The organism is Almyronema sp. (genome assembly GCF_052168255.1).
Taxonomy (GTDB): domain Bacteria; phylum Cyanobacteriota; class Cyanobacteriia; order Phormidesmidales; family Phormidesmidaceae; genus Sphaerothrix; species Sphaerothrix epifaneia.
In genome coordinates, this window is record NZ_JBQLZL010000091.1 from 62503 (window position 1) to 78276 (window position 15774).

The following is a 15774-nucleotide window of genomic DNA, read 5'->3' on the forward strand; positions in this document are numbered from 1 at the left end:
ACAATGTAGCCAAGGACGCCAGATATAGCTGTAGCTATCAGAGCTAAAGCGCTTAAATGGTTGAAAGCCGCTGATGAAAAACCTTTCATGCATCTTTCCGCCTTCTACCTTCCGCTTTAGCGATCGCTACGCTGAGTCAGACCGGGGGTCTCACTAAATTTTATATTTTCTCTAGAAAATAATGCATTAAGTTGAGGTCTGCTTAATACTGTTGGTTCTTTAATAGTTGCAGAAGCTAACCGGGGATTATCATATGTCGCTGCTCGATACGCTTAAAAACTTCTTTTCAAAATTGGCAGGTGAGGCCGAAACCAGTGTTCAACCTTGGTGGCTCCAAATCATTACTGACCAACCCACCTGTATTTACTATTTTGGGCCTTTCGAAACCCCGCAAGAAGCACAGCTTTACCAAGAAGGTTATCTAGAAGATCTCAGCGCCGAGGGAGCTAAAGTCTTCCCACCGACTTTAGTTCAAGGTAATCCGCCGGAGCTTACTATTGAAGGAGAAACTGCGCAACAGCGCCTGACCCAGCTAGAGGGGTTTTCTGAATTACAGCTTCAGTAAGCAGCTAAGCAGCGACGAAGTTGAACCCCACCCTGCGCTGACTGTTGAGTGCTGTCCCTGCTTTAGGCGGCAGCTAACGCTGCTATTTCGGCGCTGCTCAAAGCTCGACCATAGAGGCGCACCTCGTCGATTTGGCCAGCAAAGTAGGTGTCAAGCTCGGCGTTGTAGCCAATCTGCAAAGGGGATAAGTCTTGCGTTAGCTGCGGGGTGTCTGTCAAGCGAGTATTGACGCGCAGTAGGCCATCTACATACAGCCGTAGATCCCCGGTGTTGTAGTTGTAAGTGGCTGCATAGTGGTGCCAGCTAGTTAGGTCAAAGTTCGTCAGGCTAGCCAGGTCGAATTCGACCGTGCGCCAGTCTCCCCCTTTCTGGCTTTCTACAAACCCAAACGATAGTCGTTGCGTGTCTGCGATGGGCGCTAATCTAAAACCATCGCCTTTGCTAATCAAGGCATTGTCAGCATTCCAGGTGGCGCGATCGCTTTTAACCCAGGTGGCTAGCGTAATTTGCTGGCTAGGGGAAAGAAAGTTGGGCACTTCAAAAGACTGCGCATTGCCGTTTAAGCGCAGAGATTGCTCACCGACAGCCGCGTTGCCAGAAAACCCTGCACCGCCTGCAAGCGCCCCATCGTGACTGTAGCTAGAGCTATCAGTGGTGGTACCTTCAAAAGCCCAATGTCCCCACAATTCATCTCCAAAGGCATAGGCTGTATAAGCGTCAGCGAGGTTGAAGGTATTGGTTGTGCGGGTTGTGCCGTTGCGGGTTTCGCTAGCCCAGCGGGCAAAGTTGCCGCCATAAACCCCAGCGACAGAAAAGGCGGCGTCAACCGTAACAAAGCGAGGATTGCTTGTATTGGAGGTGCCACTTCCGGCATGAAAAGTGCCTAACAGTTCAGTTGAACCGCCGTTGATGGTTTTAATGACGGTACCGGGATCTTCGGTTTTAAGCCCTAAAATCCAGACTTGGCTGTTGTCGTTGAGGATCTTAGCCTCGATATTGGGATCAGCTTGGTTATTCCCTTCGATATTGAGCTGACGCGCCCAAACACGCTGATTACGGAAGGTAGAGGCAGCGCCGACGCTGTCATTGATAAATACATCTCCAGGGGCATTAATACCTGGTACGTACTCAAACCCTTGCAAGTTGTTAAGCACTAAAGTGCGATCGCTAGCGTGTTCAATACGCCCCAATCCTTCTAATCGCTCAATCACCAGAGGCGCAGACGTATCATCTAGAATCCGAATAACCCCATTAGGCCCTGCTTCTAGCAGCGCTTCAGTGCCGATAAAGCGGACGACATTGCCCCGTAGGTTTAGGGTGCCATCTAAAGCCCATTCGCCTTGAGGAATATAAATTGTGCTTGCACCTGAGTCGATCGCCGCTTGAATGGCAGCAGTATCGTCCAACAAATCATTGGGGACGCCGCTGAGTACACCGTTAACTTCAGTCACGTGCAAATGCGGCCCGCTCCAGTTACTAAAGTTAGTATCCCAAGGAATAACAGGGGCGTCTTCTACAGGTAACTTCAGCAGGCGATCGGGCGAGTCAAACAGTTCAAAAGGTGCTCCAGAGCGGTTATCACCAGAGCCATTGCCTGAATAGGCTTCAATGTAACCGGGCAAAACATCAGGATTGCCACGGCCAAAGCTCACGATATTGTCCAGGGCTAAGCTATAGCCAGAAGTTTCTGTATTGCTGATGTACATTGACTTTTGAGTAACAATGGCAGGAAGATTGTTGGCTGCTCCTATGCCCGTTAGCACCGAGTCAGTCAAGACAAATCCAGCTTCGCCATTGTTGAGAATAGCCGTCACAGCATTGGTGCTTTTGACATCACGCGCAAATACCCGCTGAGAAGACGTGTTCCACCAGCCATAAACGTTTTGGTTGGTCAGGGTAATGTCTTCAAAGGTTTGGCTAGCCGTCGGCCAGCGGGTCACAATACCGTAGTCAAAGCCATCTACCGTCAGCCCTTGTACAAGCAGTGGCCCAATTGCGTCATCAAAGGCCATGTCCAAACCAATGTCTCCCTGGCCGTCTTCCGAGAGAATGGTGACATCTTTGACGGTGCCTTGATTGTTAGCCCAAAACTGCAACCCTTTAGCATTGGGCTTGTTAACGCCAATATTTAGCGTCAAGTTGCGCACAGCGTTACGGAAGCGATCAGCCGTGGTGTTATTAATGCCACCAGTCTGAAGAATGGCACCGGAAAAACTGGGGCTAACACTGTCCATCAAGCGCAGCACCGTTCCAGCCTCGCTTTGCCCTTGAAAAATGCTCCGCTTTTCTGAAGCCCCTAACGTGAGTGTGTTGCTGATGTCGTAAACGCCATTTTGGAAGTAGAAAATATAGCTATCACCCGTATTTTCATTTAGGGCTTGCTGAATGGCGGCTGTATCGTCTAGCCCGTCGTTGGGGATGGCTCCATAGTCCGTAACATCTACAACCCCTGCATCTTCTGGGAAAACAAAATTTTCTATAGTTTCTTCGATGGGTGCTGAACCAAGCAGACTGGCTAAGTCAGCAATTTCGGTTTGGCTCAAGGCTTGGTTATAAAGGCGGGCATCTGCTATGCGCCCACCAAAAGCTTGAGAGCCAGTTCCAGAAGCGTTACCGCTATGAAAGCGAGTCCCTCCGTTAATGGCTCCGAAGCCGATATCATCGGTGTGGCTCCATAGTTTAGAACCCTCACCTCGGCCAAACTCAACCCCATCTAAATAAGCCACAAAGGCGTTAGATTCAACACCGCTGGAGCTTGCAGGCGTTTCTAAAACTAGCGCTACATGATGCCACTGGTGACTGACAGCATCGGTAGAAAGGTAAGTTCCTGACCAACCGCTTTCTTGCAGATTCCAGCCGCCGACATAGATCTGGCCGCTATCTAAATAAACGTTGAGTCCTCGGGTGGCACCGCCCCCTTCAAACAGAACTTGCTTACGATTGGTGACATTGACGTCGTCTGCCTGAAACCAAAGTGAGACGGTACGTTGACTAAAAGTGCCTACGTTGATATCGGATGAATCGTTCACGGAGACGTAGTCATTGACCCCATCAAACTCAACGGCACCAGCTAAGGCGTTGCCAGTGTCTACAAATACAGCACCATTGCGCAAGGTTCCTGGGTTGTTTAAGCCGCTAGTGGAAGTATCGGCAGCTTGGGTACCGCTAGGTTCATCGAAAGCAAGGTGCATTACAGCCGGAGGAGCCAAATTGTTGGGAGGCGGTGATGAGGTAGCTTCAAGCGTAGATAAGGTTTCAACTTCTAGGGCGCTGAGGGCCCGGTTATAAATGCGAAAATCGGCAACTTCTCCCGCTAGACTTTGAACGGCAGTGCCATTAAAGTCACCACTATGAAACTGAGTAGCGTTGTTAATAGCGCCAATGCCAATGTTGCCTGAGCGCTGCCAAAGCTGGGAGCCGCTGCCCTCGCCAAAGAGGACACCATCTAAGTAGGCTCTAAAGGCACCGGGTTGAACGTTTCTCGTGTTGGCTTCTGCCTCTAAAACCAATGTGACTTGATGCCAGGTATCATCCCTAATGGCGTCGGTAGAGAGAAACGTGCCTGCCCAGCCACTTTCAGGTTCATTCCAGCCCCCGACATAGAGCTGGCCAGCGTGAACATAGATATTGAGACCCCTGGAAGCTCCCCCTTCTTCGTAAATAACTTGTTTGTGGCTGGCTGATGATGTGTCGTTAACTTTGAACCAGGTAGCAATCGTGCGCTGGGCGTGGCTACCGAGATTGATGTCACTGGAGTTAGCAAGTTCTACGTAATCATCAATGCCGTCGAGGGTGACGGCACCCGCCAAAGCAGTATGCGTTGTGCTGAAGCGGGCTTCTCTTTTTAAGCTGCCAGCGTTGTTAGTCCCGTAGGGTGAGATATCTGCCGCTTGGGTGCCAGCCGTTTCGTCAAAGGTAAGGTGAGTAACGAGGGCGTCGCTTGAAACGTCGCCATAAACGCCTGCGTAGCTTTGTTGTAATTCGGGGGTCAAGGCGATCGCAGCTTCGATTTCACCGATGCGGGCTTCTAAAACCCAGTCACCCCCTAAATCAGCATTGCCTGTGAGATCGTCGGAAGCGGCCACATCCGCCCCTGTCAACTGGCTGAGTTGGCGAATAAAAGCCTGCCCTGTTTCCCCTTGAGCAACGTTACAGCCATAGAGTAGAATATCGGCTGTGTCAGTCAGCGCGTTAGCCCAGATCGCTAGCTGGTCGCGATCGCTAAATAAGGTATTTGAGTCAACCTCAGTTGAGCCTAGAGCCAGACGCCCTGCCTGAGCGTGAGAAATGAGGTGAAGGCTAGCAATATTTTGGCGATCGCGCAGGACTTCACTAATTTGGTGAATGCCTGCTTGCTCAGTATTGAGCAAGATGACTTCCGCCGAGGCGCTGATCCCGGCTATTAGCTGTTCGTATTGGGCAATGGCTGAATCAACAAAGACGAGATGAGAAGCGGGCTGAAGCCCAATTTCGGGTAAATAAGTTGAAAAAGTCGCTGAAGTTGCAAACGATTCTAAGGTGGGAACGGAACTTTCCACAGTCGGCTGACTCCTTCGCAAGAACAAATATCGAATCTGAATCGGTGCGACGGTAGTTTTTCTTCCCCTGAAGTTTATTGCAGTAAAAGTACTGAAACAAACTTGTACAAATTGCGAGTCTTATTTAGTCAAGCTGACTAAAGCTGAAAATTTACCCGCTTTTGTACTGAAAATCTCTTTCAACCTACCGGTGAGTATTCCGGATGTTTTGCAAGATTCGGTAAATGTATATTTTCTTTTAATGAACTTGCTTTCGTAATAAGGTTCCGAATCAGCCGCATGGACAGTTGACGCTTTCGAGTAACCCCTGTTACCTTAAATCCAGACAGAAACAGTTTTTAACGATGCCTAAAGCCGCACATCGATTTTATTTTTGGTTTTTTACGGAGGTTCACGAGGGGTGACGCCACATCGTCGTATACCTTTTCGTGAACCGCAGAGCAACCTCTGCGGTTTTTGTTTTGGCTAAGTTTCCTTCAGACCCTGCATGATTACCCACACACAAAATTGGTTTTTTGGCTTTTTTTACACCGGGACAGGCTCCGGGTGAAGTCGCTACTGCGCACTTTTTCTCACCCGGAGCCTGCAAAGGTTTCGGGTTTTTTAATGGCTCTTATTTCAGTTCAACCTTACCGCTAGGATTCTTATGAAAGACGCAAAACTAATTACCAAGTCTCACGCCACTCACCAAACCTGCCTTGAACTAGCTGATGGGGTCACCGTCGGTGGTGAGGAACTGCTGATTATCGGCGGCCCTTGTACGGTCGAAAGTTTGGCTCAAATGGAACAGGTGGCGACTCGATTAGCACTAGGGCCTGTTCAAGCCCTTCGAGGAGGCGTTTTCAAGCCCCGCACTTCCCCCTATGCGTTCCAAGGGATGGGAAATGCGGGGCTTACAATTTTGGCCGATATTCGCCAGCGTTTTCAGAAGCCAGTTGTAACTGAAGTAATGGCGATCGCCCAAATTGAAGCCGTTGCTGCCCATGCCGATGTTTTGCAGGTGGGCAGTCGCAACATGCAAAACTTTGACCTGCTAAAGGCGTTGGGCGAAGTTGATAAGCCGATTTTGCTCAAGCGCGGTCTAGCTGCCACGATTGCCGAATTTGCTATGGCGGCAGAATACGTTGTTAGCCACGGCAATCCTAACGTGATGCTGTGTGAGCGCGGTATTCGCAGTTTTGATAACTACACCCGCAATGTGCTGGATTTAGGCGCTGTTGTGGCGCTGAAACAGATTACCCATTTGCCTGTCATTGTTGACCCTAGCCATGCTGCCGGACTGCGCGAATTAGTACCCAATTTAGCCAAAGCCGCGATCGCAGCGGGGGCAGATGGCTTGATTATTGAGTGCCACCCCGAACCGGAAAAATCAGTTTCTGATGCGCGGCAGGCTCTTTCGCTAGAGGAAATGGTGGCGCTGGTTCACAGCCTGAAACCGATTGCTGAAGCCGTGGGGCGGCGGATCCCTAGCCTGAAGACGAAGCAGCCCGAATTGGCGATCGCTTAAGGTTGCTAACCAGACCAATCATGCCTGTAGGGGCGGGTTGCGCCGAGAAGCGATGGGTGCAAGGCGCTCAGCTTTGGGCAAATTTGCGCCTACAGGCCAGCTAGTTCAGGGGGTTAATCTGGCTGGGACGGACGAACTAACAGCCAGGTTTCGCTCTCAGGCTGGCGTTGTAAATACACTTCAAATAGATTTTCCCGTTCTGTCAGAGTGCGGTTAGAAAATTCTATTTTGGCGCTGTAGGTGCCGTTGACCTGATAAGCGGCAGAGGGTAAAGAAACGAGGCGACGACGCTCAATTTTGACATCGCTAATACTGAGTTTGGGCAGCTCGGTTGATTTAGGCGAAAGCTGCTGAAGCAAGTCTTGCTGAATTTGCTGCGCTTGCAGCGCGATCGCCTGCTGCACCACAGCTTTAGTTGGCCCTTCTTGCCAAAAGCTACAGGCACTCAAGCTTAAAATACAACCCACCAGAACAACAAAACGCCAAATGCGCGGCATAGATCCTTTTTAATAGCAGCAGAAAACCAAAGCCCTTTTCCTATTGACTCTTAACCGCTGACGCTTGACAAGCCCCTGGTTAAGATAAAGCGCAATCGGTAGAATTGGCCATCCCAAGCTACAAAGCTATTGGTCAAAGCTAATTTTGCTGCGAGTAGCCAGTTGGCGCTATTGTTTCAAGCTGCGCGGATCGAGGGCATCGCGCAAGCCATCGCCTAGCAGGTTAAACGATAGCACCGTCAATACAATTAGCGCGGCTGGTGGCCAAATCAGCCAAGGTTGCAGCAGTAAAATTGAGGCATTGGTGGCAGAAGAGAGCATATTACCCCAGGAGGGATCCGGTTCTTGAATGCCCAAGCCAATTAAGCTCAAAACAGCCTCAGCAATGATAAAGCTGGGTACGGCTAGTGTCGCTGAAATAATGACGTAGGTTGACGTCTGCGGCAGCACATGACGGGTGATAATATGCAGCGATCGCCCACCCATCGCCCTAGACGCTTGCACAAACTCTTGCTCTTTGATGGCAAGTACCTGGCCGCGAATCACCCGCGCCAGCCCAGCCCAACTCACAAACGAAGTAATCAAAATAATTAGCAAAAACCGCTGGGCACTGGTTAGAGAAGGCGGCAACACCGCCGCCAAAGCCACCAGTAAATAAATGCTGGGAATCGTCATCAGCACTTCAACAAAGCGCATCAAAACCGCATCCAAGATGCCGCCAAAATAGCCCGAAATACCGCCAACCAAAAGCCCCAAGGGAAAAGAAACCGCAATGCCGACCAGGCCAATGGTGAGGCTGATTCTGCCGCCATGAATTAGCCGACTTAGCTGATCGCGAGCCTGTTCGTCAGTGCCTAGAAGATTAATCCGAGCTGGCCCAACGGCACCAAACAGGTGGCGATCGCTGCGAATACCTGGCAGCAGCGTCACGTCTTCAAACTGGGGTTGGCGGAGGGAAAAGCGAGTGGGCAAAGGAAGTTGTAAGCGCAGTAAACGATACTCGTCGCCTTTTACCAACAGCCGCAATGGACAAGGCTGGTTGAAGTTGGCCGTCAGTTCGCGATCGCCAGTTTCTAGCTCTACAGGGCCTTGTTCGGTGGGGTAAACATGCGGCCCTATCCACCGACCCGTCGTTTGATTGCGCCAGTAAACCTGCGTTGGCGGCAGCAGCGAACCATTGGGCTGTACTGAATAAGGCCCGTAAGGGGCAAAGAAATTCGCCCCAACAACGACAATATAAAACAGCAGTAAAATGGCCGCACCGAAGCGAGCCAGCCGATTACGTTTGAGTTTTTGCCACCAGGTCATAAACGTTGACTCGGTTGAAGGGTGTATTTAGTGTACTAAACCGAAGTGGGTTCTTCTTCAGCCAGTGCCGGGGCGATCGCCGATTGCTTCTTAGCAAAATCCATCCCGTCTGCTTCGTTGGCGGCTTTGGCTAAAGGATTGCAAAAAAACTGCCCCGTTTGCGGCGGTAAGGTCGGGTCTAGCAAAATTTCGGCCAAACTGCGTACAAATCCTGTCAGCGGAATTGCCAAAATCACCCCTAGCAAACCCCCCACTCTCGCCCCTAGCAGCAAAGCCGAAAAGATAATGACTGGGCTGAGTCCTGTCAGATTACCCATAATGCGAGGCGCTACAAGATTGTCTTTGACCTGTTGCAGCGCGATCGCTAGAGCAACCACCTGTAGCGCTTTCCACAAATTCAGAGAGGCCACAATCAGGGTGACAATGGTAATGCCAATCGTGGCGCCGACAAAAGGCAAAACTTCTAACGTGCCGATAAAAACAGCAAACAACAAGAAAAACGGTACCCGCAGCAGCCAGAAGCCAAAAGCCAAACCAATAGCCATAAATAGCCCTAGCGAAAGCTGCCCCGACACAAACCGCTGCAAATTGCTGCGTAAAGACTGAGTCAAACGGCGACGAACTTCTGGCGCTAAAAAAGCCGTCAAGCCTCGCCAAACCCGTTCACCATCGAGCAGCATGTAAAACGACAGCACCAAAATCAAAATCAAATCCAAAAAGCCGTTGAAGGTGCCCAAGACGATATTTAAGCTACCTGAGGCGATCGCTTGCGCTGGCTGCTTGAGCTGTGACAAAATTTGCTGCTCGACCAACGGCACATCAAAGGGAAGCCCCCGCAACTCGCTCCAAGCCTGAAATTCGTGTAGCTGCTGTCGGGCTGAGTCTAGCAAATTGGGGAAATTAGTGCTGAGTAATCGCCCTTGCTCTAAAATTAGCGGCACCACCGTCAGCCCCGCCAGCGCCACGGTAATACCAGCTAGCCCATAGACCAGAACCGCCGCAATGCCTCTAGGCACAAGCTTTTGTAGCCGAGCGACCGGGTAGTCGAGCAAAAAGGCAATTAGCCCAGCGGCAACCAGAATGCTCAAAATCTCGCTGACAAAGCTAAGGGCATCCAACGTTAAGGAGCCTGTAACAATTAACAGCAGCCAGGTTAGCAACAGCCGCTGCAACGGAGAAAAAAATCGCTCCATCACCTTGAAAAAGACTACAGAGAAGTCACCATGGCTTCGTTTTCAACCACGAAGACGTTTGAATACAGGTTAGCAATAATCTGCTTACCTTCCTGCGTCAGCGAAAGATAGCGCAAGCCATCTTGAATATAAGGATGAACGACGTTCCAGTAAAACTTGGGATAGTTACGACGCAAATCGCCCGGATCGCGGTACTTGAGAAACTTGTTTTGTCCCGTTTCTTCAAACTCGTAGAACAGGGCGCTAATTTTGCGCAAGTAGCGAGGATCGCTGAGCTGCCCAATTAAATCTGCGGCTCGCAATAAGCCTGGATAGTTTTGCGTGTCTTGATGATCTTCTTCTTTAGGAACGGGAAAGCGCGTTAGCTCGATGTTGTATTTGATCAGTTCGGCATCAATAATGCTGTTTTTGCCAAAACGCTCTTCAATAAACAACTTGCCCCGATCAACGTGGTAAGGCGTGAGAGACGCGTCTGAAGACCCTGGTTCTAGCTGTACCACCTCTCCGGCTGTCCCGGTGGCATAGATGCCTTCGCGATCGCGATCGTCCCGACAAACCCCTTTGACATAGCCAATGTCATGACACACCAGCGAAATAATAAAGTGGAGCCAGTCTTCGCAGGTGACGCCCCCTTCGCGGATGTGCTTGCCGCGCAAAATCTCCTGCCCTACCAGGGTGACTAAGATAGTGTGTTCAACGTTGTGATAAAGCGCATCGCTATTGGCAATATTTTCAAGCGCCATGCTACCCGCCCAAGCAATAATGTCTTCGTAGTTGGGCTTCAGGCCGCCATAAGTGCGATGATATCCGGTTCTAATCTTGTCAACAAAGTCGGCAATTAGAATTTCAGTAGCGTTAAACATGCGCGGACACTCGTTCTTAGGTTTGATGGGATAGATTAAGACCCAAACTTGCTGTCTTCAGACTAAGACTTTGCTGGTGGCAAAAGACAGGTACTCAAGTGTTGGGTGAAGCGAGAGCGGTCTAGGCTCAAAGGCTCAGATGCCAGTGTTGTCACGCTATCACACGAGTGGTAGGGACACCCTGTTTGGAATTTTGACCCAGGAGTTGATCAGACCTGACTCTATTTGAGCAGGTAGAAACCTTTTTGGGTGTGATTGCGGTCAATACTTTTTAAAAGCGTCAAAAAAACGGCTGACCGCTGGCTGACATTAAAAGCTCAGGTGAATCCGTTAGAGCGGAACCCGCCGAGCGGAAGATAACCCTGGCGGAAAGAAATAAGTCACAATAGAAATCAATATTTGTTAACATTTACTTCTGATTTTCTCAGGATTCCTGTGACCTACCCAAGTTTCTCTGATGCTGACGAGGAGACCGCTGAAATTTTGCCTCACCAGCCTGTAGCCCCTCCCCATCAGCAGAATTGGCTAGGGGGTAGCCGAGGGCTAATGCTGGGTTTGGGGCTAGGATTGGCGATCGCCCTGTTAGGCAACCGTTTGTTTTTGAATCGTCAACCGCCAGCGACCGAATCGGCAGCGCTAGCCCCGGTGGCGAGCCAAAGCGTTGCCATAGAAACGGCTCAGATGACCACCGTTAACCGTACCCTCAAAACCACGGGTACGGTTGAAGCGACCGATCTTTTACAGGTAGCTCCCCAAGTCAGCGGTTTGCAAATTCAGCAGGTATTGGTGCGGGAAGGCGATCGCGTAACGGCGGGTCAACCCTTAGCCATTTTGGATGATGCGACGCTCCAGGCTCAAATTCAACAGGCCGAAGCCCAAATTGCTGCCGCCGAAGCCCAGGTAACGCAGCAGCAAGCAACGCTAGCCCAAGCCCAAGCCAGCCAAGCAGAGGCTCAGCAAAACCTGCAGCGATACCGAAGTTTGGCCGAGCGCGGTGCCATCAGCCAAGAAGAGCTTCAATCGCGGGCGACTCAAGCCCTCACAGCAGCAGAATCGATCCGGGTGGCCGAGGCAAATATTGACAGCGCTCAAGCCAACGTCCGCAGCCAGCGGGCTGAGCGCCAGCGATTAGAAACCCAGCTTGAGCAAACCGTTGTCAAAGCCCCTAGCGCCGGAACTATTGCCGAAAAGACCGCCACAGTGGGCGATGTCTCCTCTACGGGGACGGCTCTCTTTACCTTGATTCGCGATGACCAACTCGAACTGTCGGCTGAGGTGCCGCAAACGCAATTGGCACAGATATCGCTGGGTGCGCCCGTTCAAATTACGTCCGACAGTGACGATCGGATTCAGCTAACAGGCAGCGTGCGGCAGATTGAGCCGCTGATTGATCCTCAGAGCCGTACTGCTCAGGTCAAAATCAGCTTGCCGTCGAGTCCATTTTTGCAATCTGGTATGTTTTTGAGCGCCGCAATTGTCACAGATTCTGCCCCAGGTCTGACGGTGCCCGCCGCCGCCGTTTTGCCGCAAAATGACGGCCAGTACCAGGTTTTTGTGGTGCAGGCTGAAGGCTTAGCGCAAGCCCAAACGGTGCAAATCGGCGATCGCCTGCCGCCTACCCCAGGGCAAGCCGCTCGAATTGAAATCTTAGCAGGGCTAGAAAGGGGCGATCGCGTTGTCACATCTGGCGCTGGCTATTTGCAATCGGGCGATCGCGTTGAAGTCGTTCCGGCTCTGGAGTAATTCGAGCAGCGGCAGCGCATAGACAAAGCTTGGGCAAAAGCCCCATCAGCGGTGCCCCCGCCTGCCCCACCGCTTCAACCCTGCTAAGGGTCTGCTCACCTGACAAACGCCAGCAATTCTGCCGCTCTGCTCACCCGTCCCGCTGCCTCGCTTTCCCCTTAACCGCGTCCTTCCCCCGCTACCCTTTATGGCTTCTCCCTCCTCTTCAAGCTGGTCTATTCGCAATCCGGTTCCCACGATTGTCCTCTTTCTGGTGCTGACGGTGGCAGGGCTGGTTGCTTTTAGCCAGCTAGGCATTGACGCCAACCCCAATATTGATATTCCAGCGGTGCGGGTTACGGTTACCCAAACCGGAGCAGGGCCAGAAGAATTAGAAACTCAGGTTACCAAAAAGGTAGAAGACGCGGTGGCGGGGCTGGGCAACATCGATCAGATCACCTCTACGGTTAACGACGGTAGTTCAACGACGGTGATTAGCTTCGTGTTGGGTACCAATACTGATCGCGCCACCAATGATGTGCGAGATGCGATCGCTGGGATTCGTCAAGATTTGCCTCAAGACGCGCAAGAACCTAATATCCGCCGACTAGAATTTGGGGGCGGCCCTATTTTGAGTTATGCGGTGAGCTCGCCCCAGCGCTCGGTTGCCGAACTCAGCGAACTGGTGGATCGCGAGATTAGTCGCGCTTTGCTAGCCGTGCCGGGAGTGGCTCAGGTAGAACGCGGTGGCGGCGTCGATCGCGAAATTCGTGTCGATCTCAATCCGGCTCGGCTCAATGCTTTGGGCATTACAGCTACGCAGGTTAACGACCAAATCCGCAGCTTCAATATTGACTTACCCGGTGGCCGCACCGACGTGGCCGGACAAGAACAGGGGGTACGAACTCTAGGCAGTGCTGAAACCGTCGAGGCGATCGCTGAGTTTCCAATTGTACTGAGCAATGGCAACACGGTGCCTTTAGCCAGTTTGGGCAGTGTTGCAGATGATTTTGCTGAGGTTCGACAGTCTGCTTTTCTCAACAACCAACCCACCGTCACTTTCTCGGTCTTTCGCAGCAATGGCAGCGTTTTAGTCTCCGTAGAAGAAGCCGTCGAGCAGGCGATCGCCGACTTAAAACCCAGCTTGCCCAGCGATCTTACCTTTGAGCTTATTTTTACCGAAGCAACCGACATTCGCGACTCTTACCAAGCGTCTATTGATGCCCTGGTAATGGGGTGTGTCCTCGCGGTTGTCGTCGTCGGTATTTTCTTGCGAGACTGGCGAGCCACGCTAATTACAGCTTGTGCTTTGCCGCTTTCGATTATCCCGACATTTTTAGTCATTCAAGCTTTGGGATATACGCTCAACAGCATGTCGTTGCTGGCTTTAACGCTGGCCGTTGGCAACCTGGTCGATGACGCCATTGTAGAAATTGAAAACGTCGAACGTCACATTCGCATGGGCAAGCGCCCCTACCAGGCCGCGATCGATTCAACTGCCGAAGTGGGGCTAGCCGTCATTACCACGACGGCTACTATCGTGGCTGTGTTTATTCCGGTTGCTTTTATGGGGGGGATTCCGGGGCAGTTCTTTCAGCCGTTTGGCGTCACCGTGGCAACGGCTACGATGTTTTCTACCCTGGTGGCGCGACTGATGACGCCGATGATGGCAGCTTATTTACTTAAGGCCAAACCCGCAGCAGTTCCGGCCAGTCAGAATGGCTTTCAAAAAGCTCACACGAATGGCAACGGCAGTCGTGCTCAAAATGGCTACGATGCAGCGATCGCGCCCCCGACAAAGCGGGGTCTTTATCCTTATCGTCGCTTGTTGGGGGCAGCTTTGCGCCATCGGTTAGTTACGCTGGCTTTGGCTTTGCTCTTTTTTGTGGGCAGTTTAATGCTCGTTCCTCTGCTGCCAACCAATTTGTTTACGGCGGAAGATAGCGACCTGGTGACGCTAACGGCAGAATTACCACCTGGTTCAACGTTGCAGAATACGCAAGCCGTTACGCGGCGTTTGTCAGAGCAGTTGAGCGCTCAGCCGGATGTCGATAGCATTTTTTCCCTCGAAGGCGGACGCTACGGGGTGAATGGCGCTGAGTTATTTGTGCGCCTTAAGCCCAATCGCACAGTGTCTCAAGCTGAGTTTCGCCAACAAGCCCGACAGTTTTTTCAACAAATTCCGGGGGCTCGTATTAGCTTTCGCAGTCAGGGCGCGTCTGGCGAGGGTAAAGACTTAACCATTGTGCTAAAGAGTGAAGATGCCGTCGCTTTAGATAAAGCCGCGCGATCGCTAACGCAAGAAATGCGCCAACTCTCTGGCTTAGTAGAGGTGACTTCTAGCGCCAGCCTGGTGCAGCCCGAAATTTTGGTTAGCCCTAATCCCCAACGGGCGGCAGATTTGGGTGTGTCTGTTCAAGCGATCGCCCGTACGGCTTCTTTAGCAACGCTAGGCGATACAGACGCCAACCTCGCAGATTTTGATTTGGGCGATCGGCAAATTCCCATTCGGGTTCGGCTAGCGCCTGAGTTTCGCTCTGATTTAACCACCCTTGAAAATCTCAAGGTTCCAAGTCAGTCGGGGCAGTTAGTGCCACTAGCTGCCGTTGCTGATATCAACTTTGGCAGCGGCCCAGCCGAAATTAGCCGCTTTGATCGCGCTCGTCAGGTGAGTATTGGCGCTAACCTGCAAGGGCTGACGCTAGGCGAAGCGATCGCGGCGGTCAATCAGCTACCCACTCTGCAAAACCTGCCCGTTGGCGTTACTCAAGAGCCAGCGGGTGATGCCGAGATTATGCGAGATGTGTTTAGTCGCTTTGGTTTGGCGCTGGGCACAGCGGTGCTGATGATTTTTGCCGTCTTGATTCTGCTCTACAACAGCTTCCTCTATCCCTTTGCCGTGATGATGGCGCTGCCCCTTTCCATCGGCGGCGCTTTTTTGGGTCTTTTAATTACTCAAAAACCTCTGGGACTCTTTGCCCTCATTGGCATTGTGCTGTTGATGGGGTTGGTGACTAAAAATTCAATTTTGCTGGTGGACTATGCCTTGATGGCGCGGCAGCAGGGTCAGTCGCGACGGCAAGCGGTGATGGCGGCGGGCATTACTCGCCTGCGCCCTATTTTGATGACGTCTATTTCAACGGTGGCGGGGATGGTGCCGATCGCGTTAGAAATTGGTGCAGGCGGCGAAACTCGCAGCCCGATGGCGATCGCTGTTATTGGTGGCTTTACTCTTTCTACCCTGTTGACGCTGGTAGTAGTGCCTGTATTTTTCACCTATGTTGACAGTTTGCAAAACCGCCTTAGCCAGTTTTTAGGACGCGTTACCGATACCGCAGCTCCGGCAGAAGCGCGATCGCCTCAAATGTTGAAAGAAGCGCCAGAAACGCGTTACCCAATTGGCAAGTAGCCTTATAATGGTTGAAATCTGCAAAAAGATGGGCGATTAGGATGCTTTTCTTAGTTTTCATCCTTCTGCCTTCAATCTAATCTTGTGATTTTATTGGCGGATGTAGTTCAGTGGTAGAACGTCAGCTTCCCAAGCTGAATGTCGTGGGTTCGAGTCCCATCATCCGCTTAGT

At 51.5% G+C, this 15774-nt stretch carries 9 protein-coding genes and 1 tRNA gene; 5 read left to right on the top strand and 5 right to left on the bottom strand.

The genetic code is table 11. The features are described from left to right. Window positions 1-253: 253 nt before the first annotated feature. Window positions 254-565 (top strand): DUF1816 domain-containing protein, encoded by a 312-nt coding sequence (locus ACTS3T_RS19625; protein ID WP_377967703.1) that lies wholly within the window; start codon window positions 254-256, stop codon window positions 563-565. A gap of 62 nt (window positions 566-627) precedes the next feature. On the opposite strand, the gene ACTS3T_RS19630 is transcribed toward ACTS3T_RS19625, so the two are convergent. Next, entirely contained in the window at window positions 628-5103 is a 4476-nt protein-coding gene (locus tag ACTS3T_RS19630) for a DUF4347 domain-containing protein (RefSeq protein ID WP_377967701.1), read from the bottom strand. Between the two features lie 646 nt (window positions 5104-5749). On the opposite strand from ACTS3T_RS19630, the gene aroF reads away from it, so the two are divergent. Then, on the top strand, window positions 5750-6610 hold the full coding sequence (gene aroF, locus ACTS3T_RS19635) for a 3-deoxy-7-phosphoheptulonate synthase (RefSeq protein WP_377967699.1): 861 nt from the start codon (window positions 5750-5752) through the stop codon (window positions 6608-6610). A gap of 113 nt (window positions 6611-6723) precedes the next feature. Here the strand turns inward: aroF and ACTS3T_RS19640 are convergent, their stop codons facing one another. From ACTS3T_RS19640 to ACTS3T_RS19655, 4 genes are all read right to left on the bottom strand, one after another. Beyond that, complete coding sequence (locus ACTS3T_RS19640) at window positions 6724-7107, bottom strand: hypothetical protein (RefSeq protein ID WP_377967697.1); 384 nt, start codon at window positions 7105-7107, stop codon at window positions 6724-6726. A 168-nt stretch (window positions 7108-7275) separates the two neighbouring features. Beyond that, entirely contained in the window at window positions 7276-8415 is a 1140-nt protein-coding gene (locus ACTS3T_RS19645; protein WP_377967695.1) for an ABC transporter permease, read from the bottom strand. Between the two features lie 35 nt (window positions 8416-8450). Next, window positions 8451-9608, bottom strand: coding sequence for an AI-2E family transporter (locus tag ACTS3T_RS19650; RefSeq protein ID WP_377967693.1), 1158 nt, complete (start codon window positions 9606-9608; stop codon window positions 8451-8453). Between the two features lie 14 nt (window positions 9609-9622). Further along, window positions 9623-10471 (bottom strand): Npun_R2479 family HD domain-containing metalloprotein, encoded by an 849-nt coding sequence (locus ACTS3T_RS19655; RefSeq protein ID WP_377967691.1) that lies wholly within the window; start codon window positions 10469-10471, stop codon window positions 9623-9625. Window positions 10472-10906: 435 nt separating this feature from the next. On the opposite strand from ACTS3T_RS19655, the gene ACTS3T_RS19660 reads away from it, so the two are divergent. From ACTS3T_RS19660 to ACTS3T_RS19670, 3 genes are all read left to right on the top strand, one after another. Next, the gene (locus ACTS3T_RS19660) at window positions 10907-12214 is read left to right on the top strand and encodes an efflux RND transporter periplasmic adaptor subunit (protein WP_462935417.1); all 1308 of its coding nucleotides are present in this window, start codon (window positions 10907-10909) and stop codon (window positions 12212-12214) included. Window positions 12215-12401: 187 nt separating this feature from the next. Then, a complete protein-coding gene (locus ACTS3T_RS19665) occupies window positions 12402-15602 on the top strand; it encodes an efflux RND transporter permease subunit (RefSeq protein ID WP_462935418.1) in 3201 nt (1066 codons plus the stop codon). A 96-nt stretch (window positions 15603-15698) separates the two neighbouring features. Continuing rightward, window positions 15699-15770: transfer RNA gene (locus ACTS3T_RS19670), tRNA-Gly, on the top strand. Window positions 15771-15774 lie beyond the last annotated feature (4 nt).